This is a genomic window from Streptomyces sp. NPDC003032, assembly GCF_053591415.1.
In genome coordinates this window covers 133,921-151,015 of sequence record NZ_JBSFTT010000012.1, presented here as the reverse complement: position 1 = coordinate 151,015, position 17,095 = coordinate 133,921, and the positions used below count along the sequence as shown (strand labels likewise).

13 protein-coding genes, 1 tRNA gene and 1 pseudogene are annotated in these 17,095 nt (G+C 72.1%); 5 read left to right on the top strand and 10 right to left on the bottom strand.

From position 1 onward, the window contains the following. Positions 1-453: 453 nt before the first annotated feature. The gene (gene sigJ / locus ACWDZ7_RS19190; protein WP_451798316.1) at positions 454-1,428 is read right to left on the bottom strand and encodes an RNA polymerase sigma factor SigJ; all 975 of its coding nucleotides are present in this window, start codon (positions 1,426-1,428) and stop codon (positions 454-456) included. A gap of 249 nt (positions 1,429-1,677) precedes the next feature. Here sigJ and ACWDZ7_RS19185 point away from each other — a divergent pair, with 249 nt between their 5' ends. Beyond that, complete coding sequence (locus ACWDZ7_RS19185) at positions 1,678-2,151, top strand: carboxymuconolactone decarboxylase family protein (RefSeq protein ID WP_451798314.1); 474 nt, start codon at positions 1,678-1,680, stop codon at positions 2,149-2,151. Positions 2,152-2,235: 84 nt separating this feature from the next. Further along, positions 2,236-3,096, top strand: a complete 861-nt coding sequence (locus ACWDZ7_RS19180; protein WP_451798312.1) for an endonuclease/exonuclease/phosphatase family protein — start codon at positions 2,236-2,238, stop codon at positions 3,094-3,096. Between the two features lie 24 nt (positions 3,097-3,120). Here ACWDZ7_RS19180 and ACWDZ7_RS19175 read toward each other — a convergent pair whose 3' ends face one another. Both ACWDZ7_RS19175 and ACWDZ7_RS19170 read right to left on the bottom strand, forming a co-directional pair. Then, positions 3,121-4,656 (bottom strand): aminotransferase-like domain-containing protein, encoded by a 1,536-nt coding sequence (locus ACWDZ7_RS19175; protein ID WP_451798447.1) that lies wholly within the window; start codon positions 4,654-4,656, stop codon positions 3,121-3,123. 171 nt (positions 4,657-4,827) lie between these two features. After that, a pseudogene (locus tag ACWDZ7_RS19170) lies at positions 4,828-5,085 on the bottom strand (GntR family transcriptional regulator); the annotation flags it as partial. Between the two features lie 140 nt (positions 5,086-5,225). On the opposite strand from ACWDZ7_RS19170, the gene ACWDZ7_RS19165 reads away from it, so the two are divergent. Further along, complete coding sequence (locus ACWDZ7_RS19165) at positions 5,226-6,059, top strand: alpha/beta fold hydrolase (protein ID WP_451798310.1); 834 nt, start codon at positions 5,226-5,228, stop codon at positions 6,057-6,059. Positions 6,060-6,252: 193 nt separating this feature from the next. Here the strand turns inward: ACWDZ7_RS19165 and ACWDZ7_RS19160 are convergent, their stop codons facing one another. The 3 genes from ACWDZ7_RS19160 to ACWDZ7_RS19150 all read right to left on the bottom strand — a co-directional run bounded on the left by ACWDZ7_RS19160 (position 6,253) and on the right by ACWDZ7_RS19150 (position 8,434). Next, positions 6,253-7,029 carry an SDR family NAD(P)-dependent oxidoreductase gene (locus ACWDZ7_RS19160; RefSeq protein WP_451798445.1) on the bottom strand — a complete coding sequence of 259 codons (777 nt, stop codon included), beginning with the start codon at positions 7,027-7,029 and terminating at the stop codon, positions 6,253-6,255. A gap of 104 nt (positions 7,030-7,133) precedes the next feature. Beyond that, positions 7,134-7,751 (bottom strand): cupin domain-containing protein, encoded by a 618-nt coding sequence (locus tag ACWDZ7_RS19155; RefSeq protein WP_451798308.1) that lies wholly within the window; start codon positions 7,749-7,751, stop codon positions 7,134-7,136. Between the two features lie 89 nt (positions 7,752-7,840). Further along, positions 7,841-8,434 carry a TetR/AcrR family transcriptional regulator gene (locus ACWDZ7_RS19150; RefSeq protein ID WP_451798306.1) on the bottom strand — a complete coding sequence of 198 codons (594 nt, stop codon included), beginning with the start codon at positions 8,432-8,434 and terminating at the stop codon, positions 7,841-7,843. 179 nt (positions 8,435-8,613) lie between these two features. Here ACWDZ7_RS19150 and ACWDZ7_RS19145 point away from each other — a divergent pair, with 179 nt between their 5' ends. Next, complete coding sequence (locus ACWDZ7_RS19145) at positions 8,614-10,251, top strand: protein kinase domain-containing protein (protein WP_451798304.1); 1,638 nt, start codon at positions 8,614-8,616, stop codon at positions 10,249-10,251. Beyond that, the gene (locus tag ACWDZ7_RS19140) at positions 10,248-10,496 is read left to right on the top strand and encodes a ricin-type beta-trefoil lectin domain protein (protein WP_451798303.1); all 249 of its coding nucleotides are present in this window, start codon (positions 10,248-10,250) and stop codon (positions 10,494-10,496) included. The genes ACWDZ7_RS19145 and ACWDZ7_RS19140 overlap by 4 nt, the downstream gene beginning before the upstream one ends. Positions 10,497-10,567: 71 nt before the next feature. Here the strand turns inward: ACWDZ7_RS19140 and ACWDZ7_RS19135 are convergent. From ACWDZ7_RS19135 to tmk, 4 genes are all read right to left on the bottom strand, one after another. Further along, positions 10,568-10,641 (bottom strand) — tRNA-Thr (locus tag ACWDZ7_RS19135). Positions 10,642-10,783: 142 nt separating this feature from the next. Beyond that, the gene (locus ACWDZ7_RS19130) at positions 10,784-12,385 is read right to left on the bottom strand and encodes an alpha/beta hydrolase (protein WP_451798301.1); all 1,602 of its coding nucleotides are present in this window, start codon (positions 12,383-12,385) and stop codon (positions 10,784-10,786) included. A gap of 116 nt (positions 12,386-12,501) precedes the next feature. After that, positions 12,502-13,707: a DNA polymerase III subunit delta' gene (locus ACWDZ7_RS19125; protein WP_451798299.1), complete on the bottom strand. Its 1,206-nt coding sequence runs from the start codon at positions 13,705-13,707 to the stop codon at positions 12,502-12,504. A 132-nt stretch (positions 13,708-13,839) separates the two neighbouring features. Beyond that, complete coding sequence (tmk, locus tag ACWDZ7_RS19120) at positions 13,840-17,031, bottom strand: dTMP kinase (RefSeq protein WP_451798298.1); 3,192 nt, start codon at positions 17,029-17,031, stop codon at positions 13,840-13,842. Between the last annotated feature and the right edge of the window lie 64 nt (positions 17,032-17,095).

Genomic DNA, 17,095 nt, shown 5'->3' with positions numbered 1-17,095 from the left:
CAGCCCGAACCGCAGACCAAGCCCAGGCCCAGGCCCAGGCCCAGGCCCAAGGCCAAGTCCAGACCCCGGCCTCGGTTCCGGTTCCGGTTCCGCCCCCGGTTCCGGTTCCGATCCCGGCCCAGACCGCAGCTCGCACCGCTCGCTCACGCCATCTCCCCGTACCGACCGTCGCTTATCAGCCGACCGTTGGCCATATGTTAGCGATCTGTTGGCGGCGCCTGATGTGATCACTACATCGGATCTGGCCCGCCGGTACTCGCGCAATGCGCGTAGCTCGGGGGAGTGTCGCCGCCGCGGTCGGGTCCGGGGGCAGAGAGAGCCTCGGTCGGCGGAGGTGACCGACCGGGGCTCTTGTCCTGCCCGGACTTCGCTCAGGCTCCGCCTGGCCGCGGTCGACTGTCCGCATCGCCTGGCCGCATCGACTGGCCGCATCGACTGCTGCAGTCGACTGCCTCAGCGCGCCACAGCCACCTCACTCCCTGCCCCGGTGACCCCCACCCAAGGCTGAAGCTTCTCCGGATTCCGTACCGCCCAGAACCTCGTGATCCGGTCCCCGACGATGTCGAACGCCATCACCGACATGGTGACGCCGCCTTGCTGGACCACCAGACCGGGCTCCCCATTGACCGTCCGTTCCAGGATCGTCAGGTCGGGCGCCCCGCTGGTGACGGCGATCAGGAAGCGTGCGATCTGCTCGCTGCCTCCCATGGGCGGCGCGGCACTGACCAGGCCCCCTCCGTCGGAGAGCCCCATGGCGTCGGGGTCGAGGAGGCCGATGAGGGCGTCGATGTCCTTCGCTTCCCACGCCCGCTTGAACTCCCTCACCAGGCCGGCGCGCCGGGCCTCCGAAGTCGTAGCCACGGAAGCGCGCGACGACGCGCGTACGCGACGGCGGGCCGAGGACGCCAGCTGTCGGCACGCCCCTTGCGTACGGCCGACGATCTCCGCCACCTCGGCGAAGGAGTAACGGAAGACGTCGTGAAGGATGAACGCGACGCGCTCGGCCGGGGTCATCGATTCGAGCACGACGAGGAACGCCATGTGGACCGACTCGTCGAGAGTGACCCGGTCTGCCGGGTCCGCCGTCCCGCCGCCCCCTCGCCCGCTGAGCCACTCCGTGTGGTCGGGGAGCGGCTCCGGGATCCATTCGCCCACGTAACTCTCCCGCCGGGCCCGCGCCGAGCCGAGCAGGTCGAGGCAGACTCGGCTGGCGACCTTCGTCAGCCAGCCGCCGGGTGACTCGATGGCCTCCCGCTGCTCTCGGGACATGGCGTACCAGCGGGCGTACGTCTCCTGCACGACGTCCTCCGCGTCGGCGAGGGAGCCAAGGAGCCGGTACGCGAGATTGATCAGCTGACGCCGCTCGCTCGTGATCGCGCGCAGGCTCGGGTCGAGCCGGTCGTCCTCTGGCTGGGACTGGGTCCTCATGGTGTCGCCGCTCCCCTGGGCCGCGTCTGGCCGCGTCGTCTGCCGTCGTCACTCACCAGTACGACGAGACGGCCTCGCGGAATGTGACGAGGCAGCCCGCCTCACATTCCGGCGGGCTGTCTCGTCGTACTGCTGGGACCCACCCGAACGCGACACACCCGCAGCACGACTGCGGCGCGACCACAGCGCAACCACAGCGAAGCCGCAGCGCAACGCTGCGCAACCACCGCGCACACAGAGGAGTTCACGATGGAAGCCCGTCTCGACATCCACGCCAACCCGATCGCGGTCAAGGCCGTGAAACACCTCGTCTCAGCGAGCAAGGTGATCCTGGACTCGCCGCTGTCCGCCACGACGCGGGAGCTGGTGCTGCTCCGCGTCAGTCAGATCAACGGCTGCGGTTTCTGCGTCGACATGCACACCAAGCACGCCGCGCAGGCCGGGGAGACCTCGGTCCGGATCAACCTGGTCGCGGTCTGGCGGGAGGCCACGGTGTACACCGCGGCCGAGCGGGCCGCCCTGGAGCTCGCCGAGCAGGCCACCCGCATCGCCGACGCGGCAGGCGGCGTCACCGACGAGGCATGGGCGGACGCGGCCAAGCACTACGACGAGGAGGAGCTCGCCGCGTTGGTGTCGCTCATCGCCCTCATCAACGCCCTGAACCGGATGAACGTCATCACCCAGCAGCCCGCGGGCGACTACCGGCCCGGCCAGTTCGGCTGACCCTGGTCGGACCGGCTGCCGCCGCCCCATTCGGCTGCCCCCGGGCGACACCACCTTTGAAAGACCTGTGAAAAGAGGAACCTGATGGCGACGAATCTGCGCGTCGTGACGCTGAACATATGGAACAACCGCGGTGACGCCACCGCACGGACGGCGCTGATCAACGCCGAGCTGCGGCGTCTCGAACCGGATCTCGTCGCCCTTCAGGAGGTCTTGCCGCACCAACTGCCGGAGCTGCTCGACGGAACCGGGCTGCACGGCACGCACCAGTCGCAGACGACCGCGACAGCACCACCACACGCGGATCGCTACGGCGGCACCGCCATCGCGACGCGGCAGCCGCATCGCATCGTAGAAGTCCTCGATCAACGCGGGACGGACGCACCCGACGTCCCGTGGCTCACGCTGGCGGCGCTGGTTCCGGTGGCGCCCCTGGCCAACGATCCGAGCGCCCGTGAAGACGTGCTGCTCATCGCACCCACCACCTCCTTCCGCCTCGACGCCGAAGCGCAACGGGAACGTCAAGTCCTCGCCCTGACCGACCTGGACGCCCGCCACCGCACCGCCCTGCCCACGATCATGGCCGGTGATTTCAACGCGGAGCCCGATTCGGCCGGCATCCGGTACCTGACCGGCAGGCAATCGCTCTCAGGGCGCGGCACGCACTACCACGACGCGTGGGAGATCGCGGGCTCCGGCCCCGGACACACCTGGACCGCCGACAACCCCCACGCGACCGAGGACATCGAGCGCCTGGTCCGCCAGCCCGGCCACCACCGCCGGATCGACTACATCTTCGTGGGCTCACCGCACGCCCACCCGAACGCCTTCGCCCGCGTGCGCGGCGCCGGACTCGCCTTCGACAAGCCCGTCGACGGCGTATGGGCAAGCGACCATTACGGTGTGGTCGCCGACCTGGAGGTGGGGCTGCTCACATCCGGATAGGAGCAGAGCTGGAGGCTGGACCGCTCACATCCGGATAGGAGCGGATCTGGAGGCGGGGCCGCTCACGTCCGGGTAGCAGGCGGACGACGGCGGTCCCTCCGCCACAACCGCGGCGAGCGTGTCCAGCGCCCTCGCGAGTACGTCCGTCGGCGGTGACGCGAGCCCGACCCGCACCGCGTCCGCCGCGCCGTACCCGCCGACACCGACGCCAACGCCAACGCCAAGGCTGCCGCCGCGACCGCCACCGCTACCGCCGCCGACGGCGAAGGCCGGGCCCGGCGTGACGGCGATGCCGTGCGCGGCCGCCGCGGCGACGAAGGTCTCGGCGCGCCACGGCGGAGGCAGCTCCCACCAGCAGTAATAGGAGCGGGGATCGGTACGGATACGCCCCTTGACCCCCGCCGCCGTCAGCCGCTCCCGCAGCTCCCGAACGATCCCGTGCCGCACCCCCGCGTCGGCCCGCTTGGCGGTGACCAACGTCTCCACGGTCCCGTCACCGACCCACCGCACGGCCGCCTCCAGACTGAAGGCCCCCGCGGTCCAGGCCCCGGACCGCAGGCTGCGCGCGAGGGCGTCCCGGTGGGCGGGCGGTACGGCGAGCATGCCGAGGGTCAGCCCCGGGGCGAGCCGCTTGGAGAGGCTGTCGATGAAGACGACCCGCTCGGGCAGCAGGGCGGCGAGCGGCGCGGGCGCGTCGTCCGCGAGGAACCCCCACGTGCCGTCCTCGACGGCCATGCAGCCCAACCGCCCAAGCACATCGGCCAGTTCCGCCCGCCGCTCCACCCCGGCCGTGACCGACAGTGGATTCTGCAGAGTCGGCTGTACGTAGACGGCGCCGAGGGAGGCGCGACGGTGGGCGTCGGCCAGCGCGTCGGGCAGCATGCCCTGCTCGTCCATGGCGATCGGTACGAGCCGTATGCCGAGCTGTTCGGCGATGGCTCTGACCAGGGGGTACGTGACTTCCTCGACGCCGACGCGGCCACCCGGGCGGACGAGCGAGGAGAGGGCGGCGGCGATGGCCTGCCGGCCGTTCCCGGCGAAGAGCACCCGTTCCGGCTCCGGCCGCCACCCGCTGCGGGCCAGCACCGAGGCGACGGCCTCCCGCGCCTCGGCGGTCCCGTCCGGCGCGGCGGCCCGGGTGGCCTCCAGCAGCACGTCGGCCCGCGAGAGCGGTCCGAGGACCCTCGCCATGAGGGCCGACTGACCTTCAACCACGGGGTAGTTCAGCTCCAGGTTGACCGGGAGCGGCTCGCCGCCGAGTCGGCCGGGACCGCCGAGTCTGCCGGGGCTGCCGGGACTGTCGGGGCCGCCGGGGCCGCCGGGGCCGCCGGGACTGTCGAGTCGGCCGGGGCCGCCGGGACTGTCGAGTCGGCCGGGGCCGCCGGGACCGCCAGGACCGTCCGGGCCGCCGAGGCCGCCGGAGACGTCGAGTCGGCCCAGGCGGCCGGAGACGCCGGAGACGCCGGAGACGTCGAGTCGGCCCGGGGCGCCGGAGACGCCGAGGCCACCGGAGACGCCGGGACCATCGAGCCCTCCGAGCCCTCCGAGCCGGTCGGGCACGCCGAGCCGGTCGGGCACGCCGAGGCCGCCGGGCGCCACAGGGACAACCACAGACGACTCACGCTCCTCCACAGACAGCCCACGACCATCCAAAGGCAGCGCACGCCCCTCCACAGACAGCGCACGCCCCTCCACAGGCAGCCCCCGCCCGCCTCCAACCCCCCGCAGCGCGGCCCCCTCCGTCAACGCCGCCCCGCCCGGATGCGGCGGCGCCGCCCTGACGAAGGTGCCGCGCCCCACCTCGCCGACGACCAGGCCCCGCCGAGCCAGCTCTCCGTAGACCCGGATGGCCGTGGAGTTGGCGATCCCCCGCCGCCGGGCGAAGGCCCGCTGCGTCGGCAGCCGCTCCCCGCCCCGCAGCGTCCCCGCCTCGATCTCCCGGGCCACCTCATCGGCCAGCCTCCGATAGTCGCTGTCGCTCCGCCGCACCACGCCCCGCCGCCCCCTCGCAACCGTCCGCCCCTACGCAACTGTCCACTCAACCCGCGCCCACGCCCCGCCGCCCACACATTGCACCGAGAGCAAAGAGCTTATTGCACCGGGCAGTTGCCCCGGCCTAGCCTCCCCCCATGGCAACCGCACAGCTCAACGGCATCACCATCGGCTACGACGACACGGCCGAGGCCCACCCCCCAGCCGAACGCACCGCAACACCCGCCGCCAGCCCCGCTCTCGTCCTCCTCCACGGCCACCCCTTCGACCGCTCCATGTGGACCCCACAGCGCGAGGCGTTCGCCGCGACCCACCGCGTCATCACGCCCGATCTACGCGGCTACGGCGCGTCGTCCGTCGTCCCCGGCACCACGGACTTCGCCACGTTCGCCGAGGACCTCGCCGCACTCCTGGACCACTTGGACGTAAGGGAGTTCGCGCTCGGCGGCCTCTCCATGGGCGGGCAGATCGTGATGGAGTGCTACCGCCTGTTCCCCGGGCGCATCACGGGCCTGCTTCTCGCGGACACGTTCCCCGCCGCCGAGACCCCGGAGGGCAAGGTCGGCCGCAACGCCATGGCGGACCGACTCCTCACCGAGGGCATGAAGGGGTACGCGAACGAGGTGCGGGACAAAATGGTGGCCCCGTACAACAGGGAGGCGTCCGCGTACGTCCACCGCATGATGCTCGCCGCCCCGCCCGAGGCAGCCGCCGCGGCCCTGCGCGGGCGGGCCGAACGCCCCGACTACCGAGACCTGTTGACCCGCGCCGCCATACCGTCCCTCGTCGTCGTGGGCCGCGACGACACGTACACCCCGGTCGCGGACGCGGAGGCCATGCACGCCGCCCTCCCGGACTCCACGCTGTGCGTCATCGAGTCGTCCGCGCACCTGCCGAACCTGGAGCGCCCCGCCGAGTTCAACACGGCGGCCCGAGCCTGGCTGGACCGCCTCCCTGGGACCCGCCTCTGATCACATGGCCGAGGGACGCCGGAGCCCGGACACTAGAGGGCAAGCCACCTGCCAAGCCGGCCCGTTGACTGCCTGACCACCGATGCCCCCGGAGCCGCAGCCGCCCCGAACCCAAAACCGAAACGGCACCGGCACCGGCACCGGCACCGGCACCCACAACCGACCACCAACCACCAACCCCCAACCAGACCACCTACCAACCAGGCCGCACCCCCACCCCACCATCCACCACCAAATCCACCCCAGTGATCCAGGACGCCGCGTCCGAGGCGAGGAACACGCACGCGCTGCCGATGTCCTCCGGCCGCCCGAGCCGCCCGAGCGGCGCCGCCCGGCCCCACCTCTCCACGCCGTCCGGCCACTCCTCGGCGAGCCCAGGCCGATCGACGAGGCCGGGGGAGACGCTGTTGACGCGGATGCCGCGCGGCCCGTACTCCAGGGCGGCCGAGCGGGCGAACATGATCAGGGCGGCCTTCGAGGCGCTGTAGTGCGCGTGGCCGGGGGCGGGGCGCGTGCCCTCGATGGACGCGATCTGCGTGACCGTGCCGCCGCCATCCTGCCGGGCCATGAGGCCCGCCGCGGCCTGCGTGCAGCAGAACGCGCTCGTCACGTTCGCCTCGGAGAGTTGCCGCCAGTCCGCGGCCGTCATGTCCGCGAGACTCTGCAGGGGCTGGACCCCGGCGTTGTTGACCAGCGCGTCCAGGCGCCCCTTCCAGGCGTACGCGGCCTCGACGAGGCGGTGGCACTCCTCCTCGCGGGTCAGATCAGCCGACAGCGCGGTCGCCTCCCCGCCCGCTCCCTCGATCCGCTCCACCAGCTCCCGGGCCCGCGCCTCACCACGCCGAAAGTGCACGACGACCGCCGCCCCGGCCTGCGCGAACCGCCGGGCGATCCCGGCACCGACACCGCCGCTCGCACCGGTCACCAAGGCGACACGGCCAGGCAACTGGGGCAACGAATGATCCCGCAGCAACTCCTCACGCACCCGCACCCGCCCCACCCCCTCACGCACCGGCACCCGCCCCACCTCCTCACGCACCCGCCCCACCTCCTCGTACGTCCACCTCTCCCTCCTCACGCACCCGCCCCACCTCCTCGCACATCCGCCCCACCCTCCTCCCGCATCCGCACCGGCTCCCCTGCCCTGCACAGCTCCCGGATGAGTTCCGCCCGCCGGGGATACCGCGCGGCCAACTCGTCCGGCTCCCCGCCCTCGTAATCCCGGGCCAGAAAACCGGGTGCCATAGTCGTCCCGAACAACGACCACCCATACCGCCACCCATACCGCCGCCCGCGCTGCCGCCCGTACCGTCGCTCCCCATCCCCCTCTCCGCCACCCGCTGCGACCCGCGCCCCCATCCACGTCCCCGCAGGGACGACGAGCTGGACACTCCCGCCGCGCCCCAGCACAGCGAGGCGGTCCGTGCCGTCGGGAGCGAGGAGCAGCAGTTCCAGGGGGTCGCCCTCGTAGAAGTGCCAGACCTCGTCGATGGGCAGCCGGTGCAGGGCGGAGAAGTCCCCGGGGGCGTCGGTCAGCAGCACGACGATCGCCGAGCCCGCCGGCCGGCCGTCGGCGTCCGGCGGGCCCGCCCAGGTCCGCCGGAACAGTCCGCCCTCCACCGGCAGGGGCTCCAGCCCGTGCCGTGCGGCCACTTCCTCAGCTGTCTCGACCACTTCGACCGTTTCAACCATGGTCAAAACGCTCCCCGCCCGGAGCACGCCATAACCGCGCACCAAGCCCCCAAGACGTGACCGACCACTCAAGGAGTGATCGCGACCGCTCAAGGACTGATCGACCGCCAGATCCTCTCCGGCAGGACACGCGCCGCCTGATCGAGGTCGGCATCGTCCATGCCGGAGAGCCAGCGGCGCGCGGTCGCGACGATCGGCCCCATGACCAGCGCCTCGACCATGGGCACGGCCAAGGGGGCGATCTCCCCGGACTCGGCGTGCCGGCGCACCCAGTCGGTCATCGGCGACAGCCTGGCCTCCTGCGCGTCGCGGAGCTGCCGCGCCTGCGCCATGCCGACCCGGTCGGCGTAGGAGGAGTGCAGGAGCCGGGAGGCGTCCGGATGCTCCTGAATGAACGCCAGATACGTACGTACGAGCGCGCGCACCCCACCACGAGCCGTACGGGAACGCTCCACGCCCCCGGCAAGCTCCCCGAGAAGGCGCCCGAGCCAGCGCAGCAACAGCGCGCTCATGAGGCCGTCGACGCTGCCGAAGTGGTGATAGAGGCTGCCGAGGCTGACACCGCTGGCCTTGGTGAGGGCGCTGACGGTGACGCCCTGCTCCCCCGACTCGGCATACACCTGGAGGGCGGCATCCAGGAGGCGCTCGGCGGTTTCCGCGCCGCGCTGTTGCTTGGGGCTCATGGTGCCCACCAGCGTAGACCCCTTAGCGGAACCCAACATTTCTAGAACGCTTTTCTAGAAAGATCTACCACCTGCAAGGACCGATGGTCCACACTGGACACCGGCCCCGGCCGGGGCCGGTGTCCGTCCGTGCGGACGGGGGTGCGCACGGGAGCGGCACAGGTCCGGCCGGGAGGCCGGTGAACGGGGAGACGGTGGACGGGGCAGGCGGGCAGGACGCGTTCGACCTCACGGGCAGCGGCGCCGAGCCACTGCGCGAGCGGGACCCGCGGTGGATCGGGACGATCCCCCTCGTGGGCCGCATCGGGGCGGGCGGCATGGGGCGGGTGTACCTCGGCGTCGTGGACGGGCGGTACGCCGCCGTCAAACAGATGCTGGCGTCCGTCGTCGCCGAGGACGAGGGGTTCCTGCGCCGCTTCGGGCAGGAGATGGACAACCTCGCGCGCCTGCCGGCCGAGGCCACCGCACCGCTGCTCGCGAGCGACCGCACCGCCGAGCCGCCCTGGTTCGCCACCGCGTACATACCCGGGATCACGCTGGCGGAGGCCATCGAACCGCACGGCGGGCCGTTACCGGCCGATGCCCTCTGGCGGCTCCTGCGGGGAGTGGCCGACGGCCTGAAGTCGGTCCACGCCCTCGACATGGTGCACCGGGACCTCAAACCGTCGAACGTCATGCTGACCCTCGACGGCGTCACCCTCATCGACTTCGGCATCGCCCGCGCCGCCGAACAGAGCCAGCTCACCCAGACCGGCCTGATCGTCGGCACGCCCGCGTACATGTCACCCGAACAGGCCTCGGGGAAACGGCGGTTGTCCAGCGCCTCCGACGTGTTCACGCTGGGCCTGCTGATCGCGTACGGGGCGAGCGGGCGCTGGCCGTTCAAGGACAGCGCCGAAGGCAGCCCCCTCTACCGCATCGTCCACGACTTCCCCGACCTGAGCCCGCTGCGCACGCTCGACCCGCGCCTGGCCGAGGTCATCACGTCCTGCCTGGACAAGGACCCCGAGGGCCGCCCGACCGCCCCCGAACTGCTGGACCTGGCGACGGAACACGGCCCCACGGCCCCACCCAGCTGGCCACCCCACATCACGGACCGCCTGGCGGGCCGCGCCGCGTTCGCCGCGAAGCCGCAGCATCCCCCCGTAGCGGCGACGCCGACAAAGAACACACCGGACCCCGGACAGAACAAACCCAAAACGAAGCTGACCGCCACCACACCCAACCCACCCGAGCCCCGCCGCCCCCACCGCACCGGCCGCACCCGCCGCACCCGCGTCCTGATGGCGGTGGTCCCGGTCGTAGTCATCGCCACCGGCACCACACTGGCCCTCCAGAACCTCCCGTACATCACAGACCCCGATCGCGCGGCAGGCTCAACCCCTTCCGTGTCGGCCGCCGCACCGATGGCCCCCTCAATGTCACCGGACGAAAACGCGTCAGCGACACCCGCATCGGACAAACCAAAAAAGAAGCGAAAGAACCCGAACGACAAGAACGACTCATCACCAAACAAGGGAAAGGACGCCGCGGCGAACGACAAAGACACCCCCGCCGACCCCAAGAACCCGCCCGGCGACAACGACAACAAGCCCGACGGAGACACACCGGACTCGGACTCCGGCTCCTCCAACAACAACGACGGCGACACCAACACAGGCAACAACGGGGATGACAACGACGACTCCCCCACCAACCCCACCCCCGCAGGCCCGTTCCGCCTCAAGAACGCAGACAACGGCTCGTGCCTGACCCAGGTGTACGGCTCCGCGGACGACGGCGCGTGGGCGACCCCAGCGCCTCGTGGAAGACCGTGAGCGCGGAAAACAACAGCTTCAAGGTCGTCAACAAAGAGTCCGGCTCCTGCCTGGTAGCCAACATGCTCGGCCAGGCCGTCTTCGTGGGCGACTGCACCCAGGGCACCGCCCGCCTCTGGCGCTGGGGCTCGAACGGCACCCTGAAGAGCACCTCGAACGGCGGCTGCCTGGACCTGGCCTACGGCGGCGGCGTAGCCGCATCCACCTGCCAATCAGGCAAGGCCTCCCAGCAGTGGGCCAGGTGAACACGCCACCGACCGACCCACCACAAGCAAAAGCCCCAGGTCACGGCGAGTGAGTCCTGGGGCTTCCACAGAGCCGCCTTCGGGATTCGAACCCGAGACCTACGCATTACGAGTGCGTTGCTCTGGCCATCTGAGCTAAGGCGGCGCGCCATCCGCACCACCATCGTGCGATCAGCAACGCGGCCAAGTCTACACAGTTTCCGGGGGTGCTCCGCACACCCCTCTGGGAGCGAGCCCCCATCCCCTACGAACACCTACCGCGCGCCTACCGTGCACCTACCCCACGCCTACGAACAGCGCTTTCCGTCCGCCGGCGCCTTGCCTTCCAAGAGGTACGCGTTGATCGTCGAGTCGACGCACGCGCTGCCCCTGCCGTACGCCGTGTGGCCGTCGCCGTCGTATGTGAGCAGGCGGCCGGACGAGAGCTGGGAGGCCAGGGCCCGCGCCCAGCGGTAGGGGGTGGCGGGGTCGCGGGTCGTGCCAGCGACCACGATGGGGGCCGCTCCCTTCGCCGCGATGCGGTGTGGCTTTCCGGTGGCCTTGACCGGCCAGTACGCGCAGTTCAGCGAGGACCAGGCCAGGCCCTCGCCGAAGACCGGGGAGGCCTTCTCGAAGTCCGGCAGCGCCTTCTTGACCTGGGCCGACGAGGTGAAGGCCGGCGGCAGGTCGAGGCAGTTCACGGCGGCGTTGGCGAACATGAGGTTCCCGTACGTGCCGTCGCCGTCCCGCTCGTAGTAGCTGTCCGAGAGGGCCAGCAGGGCCGAGCCGTCCTTGTCCCTGATCGCCGAGGTGAGCGCCTCGCGCAGCTGGGGCCAGGCGCCCTCGTCGTACATCGCGGCGATCACGCCGGTCGTCGCGAGGGCCTCGCCGAGCCTGCGGCCCGAGCTGTCACCGGCCGGCAGGGGCGCGCGGTCCAGCTCGTCGAAGAAGGCCTTCAGACGCTTGCCCGCGTCGGCGGGGCTCCCCGGGCCGAGCGGGCACTCCGTGCCGAGCGCCACGCAGTTCCTCGCGAACGACTGGAACGCCGTCTCGAAGCCCGCGGTCTGGTCGCGGTTCATGCGGCGCGCGGGCAGAGAGGGGTCCATCGCGCCGTCCAGGACGAGGCGCCCCACGCGCTGCGGAAAGAGACCGGCGTACGTCGCACCGAGGAACGTCCCGTACGAAGCGCCGACGTACGACAGCTTGTCGTCGCCCAGCGCCGCCCGCAGGACGTCCATGTCGCGCGCCGCCTCGACGGTGGACACGTGCGGCAGGACGGTCGCCGACCGCTTCTCGCAGCCCTGCGCGAACTTTTCGAACGAGGTGCCCAGCTCATCGGTCTCGCGCTGGTCGTCGGGTGTCACGTCGGTCTGCGTGTACGCGTCCATGTCCTTGCCGTCGAGGCAGGTGACCGGCTCGCTGCGGGCCACGCCGCGTGGGTCGACGGCGACCATGTCGTAGTGGGCGCGGACCTTCTCGGGGTAGCCGAGCGCCGCGTACGACTGGAGGTAGCCGATCGCCGAGCCGCCGGGCCCGCCCGGGTTGACCAGGAGCGAACCGAGCCGTCCGCTTCTCTTGGTGGACTGCTTGCGGGCCACCGCCAGCTTGATGTCGCCCGCCGTGGGCCTCCCGTAGTCGAGCGGGACATTCATCGAGGCGCACTCGAAGCCCGCGACACCGCACTCGCGCCAGCTCAGCTTCTGACCGTAGTACGAGGTGAGCTCCGCGGACATCGAACTGGTGAGCGCGGCCAGGGAGGCGTCCGCCGTCGAACTCCGCGACGAGCACCCGGAGGCGAGCAGCCCTGCGGTCACGAGCAGCGTGCCGCACGTACGGAAGGAAAGGCGGCGACTGCGACCGCGGCTACGGCTTCGGCTGCCGCTGCGGCGGTGGTGACGGCTGATGTCCATCCCGCGAGACTAACTCTCCGCGCACGATCCATCACACACAGTGTCCATCTCGTACTCGTACGGGTGACCTCGTCAACGCCTCATCAACGCTTCGTCAACGTCTTGTCAACGCCTCGTCAGCCAGCCCTCAGCGCCACCGTCATCGCCTCCACCGCCAACAGTGGCGCCACGTTGCGATCAAGGGCCGTGCGGCACGCGCCGATGGCCTCGATGCGGCGCAGCGTGGCCTCGGGCGACGTGCCCAGCGCCATGCGCTCCAGCATGTCCTGCACCTCGGTGTTGGCGATGGCCACGCGGGAGCCCAGCTGGAGGGCGAGAACATCGCGGTAGAGCCCGGTCAGGTCGATGAGCGCGAGGTCGAGGCTGTCGCGCTGCGTACGGGTCTTGCGGCGCTTCTGTCTGTCCTCCAGTTCCTTCATCACACCCGCCGTGCCGCGCGGCATCCGGCCACCCTGCCCACCGCCGAGCGCCGCCTTCATCTCCTCGGTCTCCTTGGTGTCGACGTCCTCGGCGACCTGCTTCGCGTCGTCGGACGCCGTGTCGATCAGCTCCTGCGCCGCCTTCAGACAGCCGCCGATCTCCTGCACGCGCAGCGGCAGCTTCAGGACGGCGGCCCTGCGCTCACGCGCGCGTGGGTCCGTGGCGAGCCGGCGGGCGCGGCCGATGTGGCCCTGCGTCGCGCGCGCCGCCGCCGCCGCGACGTCCGGCTCGATGCCGTCCCTTCGTACGAGCACGTCGGCGACGGCCTCCACAGGAGGCGTACGCAGTGTCAGGTGCCGACAGCGGGAACGGATCGTCGGCAGCACGTCCTCCACGGAGGGCGCGCAGAGCAGCCACACGGTGCGGGGGGCGGGCTCCTCCACGGCCTTCAGCAGGACGTTCCCCGCGCCCTCCGTAAGGCGGTCGGCGTCCTCAAGGACGATGACCTGCCAGCGTCCGACCGCGGGCGAGAGCTGCGCCCGGCGGACCAGCTCGCGGGTCTCCTTCACGCCGATGGACAGCAGGTCCGTGCGGACCACTTCCACGTCGGCGTGCGTACCGATGAGGCTCGTGTGACAGCCGTCGCAGAACCCGCAGCCGGGCACCCCGCCGAGCGCACGGTCCGGACTGGTGCACTGCAGGGCGGCGGCGAAGGCCCGCGCGGCGGTGGACCGGCCGGAGCCGGGCGGGCCCGTGAACAGCCAGGCGTGCGTCATCTTCGACGACTCCGGCACGGGAGTGTCGGCGGCGACCGCGGTCACCAGCGCGTCGGCGTCCCGAGCGGCGGCGCTCAGCTGCTCGCTCACCCGCTCCTGTCCGACCAGGTCGTCCCACACGCTCACGGCGTCACCGCCACGTCGTCCCACACGCTCATGGGGTCACCGCCTTACGCTGCGCACTGCTCTTGCCGGACTGCCCATTGTGGAACACGGCACTGACAACGAGAGCACAACCGGCGCCGCCCGCCTCCGCCATCAACGTCGGCGGCCGCCCCGGCGCCCTCGCCCACCCTGGCCGTCAGCACCGTCAGCACCGTCAGCTCCATCGACGTCGTCCTCGTGCGAGCCGAGCAGTTCGTCCGCCAGCGTCGGCAGGTCGTCCAGCGGCGTCTCCTCGGCCCAGTCGGGCCGGGACCGCCGAGGCGCGCCCTGCTCGTCGATCTGGGGCAGCTCGCGGGTACGTTCGTTGCCCCCCTCGGGAGCCGACGGACGCTCGTCCCTGAAGTACCCCGGCGGCACCTTGTCCTCGCGTACGGCCGGCAGTACCGCCGTCTCGTCCGCGGCACCCGGAACCGGCGGCTGCCGCAGCACCTCGGTGTCCTCCGGTCCCGGCCCGTCGGGCCGTACCGGCGGCAGTACAGCGGTCTCGTCGGCCGCCCCGGAAGGCGGCGCCACCACCGGCGTGGGCACGGTCGTCTCGTTGTCCGGCACGGACGGCGCAGGCCGACCAGAGGAACCGGAGGGACCAGAGGGGCCAGAGGGGCCAGAGGGGCCAGAGGGCGATCCAGACGGACCAGACGAACCAGACGGCTTGGCCGGAGCCGACGGCCCCGAAGCCCCCTCAGCGGCCGCCGCCGCAGCCGCCGCCGCGGACGCCGCAGCCATCCGCCGAGCCTCCTCCGCCCGGAGCAACGCCTCCTCCGCCTTCCGCTGCTTCTCGAGCCGCCGCTCCTCCGCCTCGGCCCGCAGCCGCGCCTCTTCCTCGGCCTCCCGGCGGCGCCGCTCCTCCTCGGCCGCCCTGACCTTCTCCTCGGCGAGCAGCCTGGCCTTCTCCTCCTCGGCCTTGCGGCGCGCCTCCTCGGCACGCTTACGGGCCTCCTCGGCCTGCCGCTCGGCCTCCCGGCGCTGGGCCTCCTCCAGCTCGCGCCGCTTGCGCTCCTCCTCCTCGGCGCGGAGCTTGGCGAGCTGCTCCTGGCGCTCACGTTCGAGGCGCTCTTCCTCGGCCTTGCGCGCGGCCTCTTCCTCGGCCTTGCGCCGCGCCTCCTCCTCGGCGGCCCTACGGGCCTCCTCCTGGGCCTTCACCTCGGCCTCGGAGAGCGGAAGCACCACGTCGAGCCGGTGCCGGATCACGGTCGTGACCGCCTCCGGCTCCTGGGAGGCGTCGACGACGAGGTACCGGCCCGGGTCGGCGGCGGCGAGCGTGAGGAAACCGGACCGCACGCGCGCGTGGAACTCGGCCGGCTCCGACTCAAGTCGGTCGGGCGCCTCCGTGAACCGCTCGCGGGCCGCCTCGGGCGACACATCGAGCAGACACGTCAGGTTCGGTACGAGGCCACCGGTCGCCCAGCGGTTGATGCGGGCGACCTCGGTCGGCGACAGGTCGCGCCCGGCGCCCTGGTAGGCGACGGACGAGTCGATGTACCGGTCGGAGACGACGATGGCGCCGCGCTCCAGGGCGGGCCGTACGACCGTGTCGACGTGCTCCGCGCGGTCGGCGGCGTACAGCAGCGCCTCCGCACGGTGCGAGAGACCGGCCGAGGAGACATCGAGGAGGATCGACCGCAGCCGCTTGCCGACGGGCGTGGCGCCCGGCTCGCGCGTGACGACGACCTCGTGCCCCTTGGCGCGGATCCACTCGGCGAGCGCCTCGGCCTGGGTGGACTTGCCGGCGCCGTCGCCGCCCTCCAGGGCGATGAAGAAGCCGGTGGCGCAGGGCGCCTGCACCGGGTCGTCGCCGCCGCGCAGGGCGTCCCGCAGGTCGTGCCGCAGCGGCACGCCCTGCCGGTCGTCGGCCTTGGCGAGGACCAGTGCGGCCACCGGCAGCAGCAGCGCGCCGACCAGCATCAGTGTGAAGGCGGCGCCGCCGTGGTCGAAGACGAACTTGCCGTTGACCATGCGGTGCGGCCCGATCGCGGCGGCGACCACGGGGGCCACCAGCGCGCCGAGCGCGATGCTCAGGCGGGCGACGGCCTGGAGGTGCTCGGTGGTGCGGGCCCTGCGGTACTCCTCGACCTCCTGGTCGAGCAGCGCGTGCCCGGTGTTCGCGGCGACGCCCGCGCTGACACCGGCGAGGGCCAGGAGCAGCAGCACGGTCGTCACGTCCGGCACGAGGCCCGCGACGAGCAGCGCGACACCGGTGAGGGCGATCGCGAGCGCGAGCAGCCGGCGGCGCGACAGCGAGGGCAGCAGGGACGACGCGGTACGGATGCCGACGACGGTGCCGCCGGTCAGGGCGAGGACGATCAGGCCGTACGCGACGGGCCCGCCGCCCAGGTCCTTGGCGTGCAGCACGGCGACGGCGACGGCCGCGGCGACGGCCGTGGCGACGGCGGCACTGGCGACGACGAGCAGCGGGATCGCGCCCGTGCGCCCCTTGTCGGTGCCGGTGCCGGTACGCGGCCTGCGCAGCCCTTCGAGCGGGCTACGCGCGCGTGGCGTCTGCGTACCGGGAAGCCGCAGGAAGTAGACGATGGAGAGCGATCCGGCGAAGAGCCCGGCCGCGAGGAACGAGGCGAGCCCCGCCTGGTGCAGCTGGAACCAGTCGAGCCCGGCGCCCAGGAGGTTGCCGATGAGCGTGATGGCGACGAGCGCGGCGGCCGCGACGGGCAGCGCCACGAAACCCGTACGCAGCGACAGGCGCCGCAGCGCGTCCATGTGGTCCGGCAGCGGCCGCACCGTCGCGCCCTCGGGGGGCGGCGCGGGCAGCAGCGCGGGCGCGCCGCTCTCCCGGGCGACCGTCCAGAACCGTTCGGCGACACCGACCACGAAGGCGGTCACCAGGATCACCGCGAGGGCGTTGTCCGGGGTCCAGTCGATCCACAGCGGGGCGACGATCAGCAGCGCGGCGCGCACGCCGTCGGCGCCGACCATGGTCCAGCGCCGGTCGAGCGGGCCCCCCGGTGACGTGAGGGAGGTGAGCGGTCCGAGAAGCACCGCTCCGAAGAGCAGCGTCGCGAGGACGCGTGCTCCGAAGACGGCGGTGACGGCGAAGGCCGCGCCGCGGTAGCCGCCTCCGAAGGCGCCTTCCGCTATGGCCGACTGGAGCGCGAGGATCACCAGGACGAGCAGGGCGAGCGCGTCGCCGACACTGCCGACGAGCTGTGCGCTCCACAACCGCTTCAGCTGGGGTACGCGCAGCAGAGCGCGGACCGCACGCTCTCGGGAATCTGCGACCAGGGCGTCGTCGGGGGCCGGGATTCCGGCCGTTGGCTGCTCGGCACGCGTCATCCGTCCAGCCTATCTGGATGCGCTGCTTCCCCGTCGGCCCACCCGAACAAACGACCGCCTACCG

Excerpts from the sequence above, each read along its gene's own strand:
- ACWDZ7_RS19165 (WP_451798310.1), top strand. The coding sequence starts at position 5,226 with ATGGCAACCGCACAGCTCAACGGCATCACCATCGGCTACGACGACACG.
- sigJ (WP_451798316.1), bottom strand. The coding sequence starts at position 1,428 with ATGAGGACCCAGTCCCAGCCAGAGGACGACCGGCTCGACCCGAGCCTG.
- ACWDZ7_RS19185 (WP_451798314.1), top strand. The coding sequence starts at position 1,678 with ATGGAAGCCCGTCTCGACATCCACGCCAACCCGATCGCGGTCAAGGCC.
- ACWDZ7_RS19150 (WP_451798306.1), bottom strand. The coding sequence starts at position 8,434 with ATGAGCCCCAAGCAACAGCGCGGCGCGGAAACCGCCGAGCGCCTCCTG.
- tmk (WP_451798298.1), bottom strand. The coding sequence starts at position 17,031 with ATGACGCGTGCCGAGCAGCCAACGGCCGGAATCCCGGCCCCCGACGAC.
- ACWDZ7_RS19180 (WP_451798312.1), top strand. The coding sequence starts at position 2,236 with ATGGCGACGAATCTGCGCGTCGTGACGCTGAACATATGGAACAACCGC.
- ACWDZ7_RS19155 (WP_451798308.1), bottom strand. The coding sequence starts at position 7,751 with ATGGTTGAAACGGTCGAAGTGGTCGAGACAGCTGAGGAAGTGGCCGCA.
- ACWDZ7_RS19130 (WP_451798301.1), bottom strand. The coding sequence starts at position 12,385 with ATGGACATCAGCCGTCACCACCGCCGCAGCGGCAGCCGAAGCCGTAGC.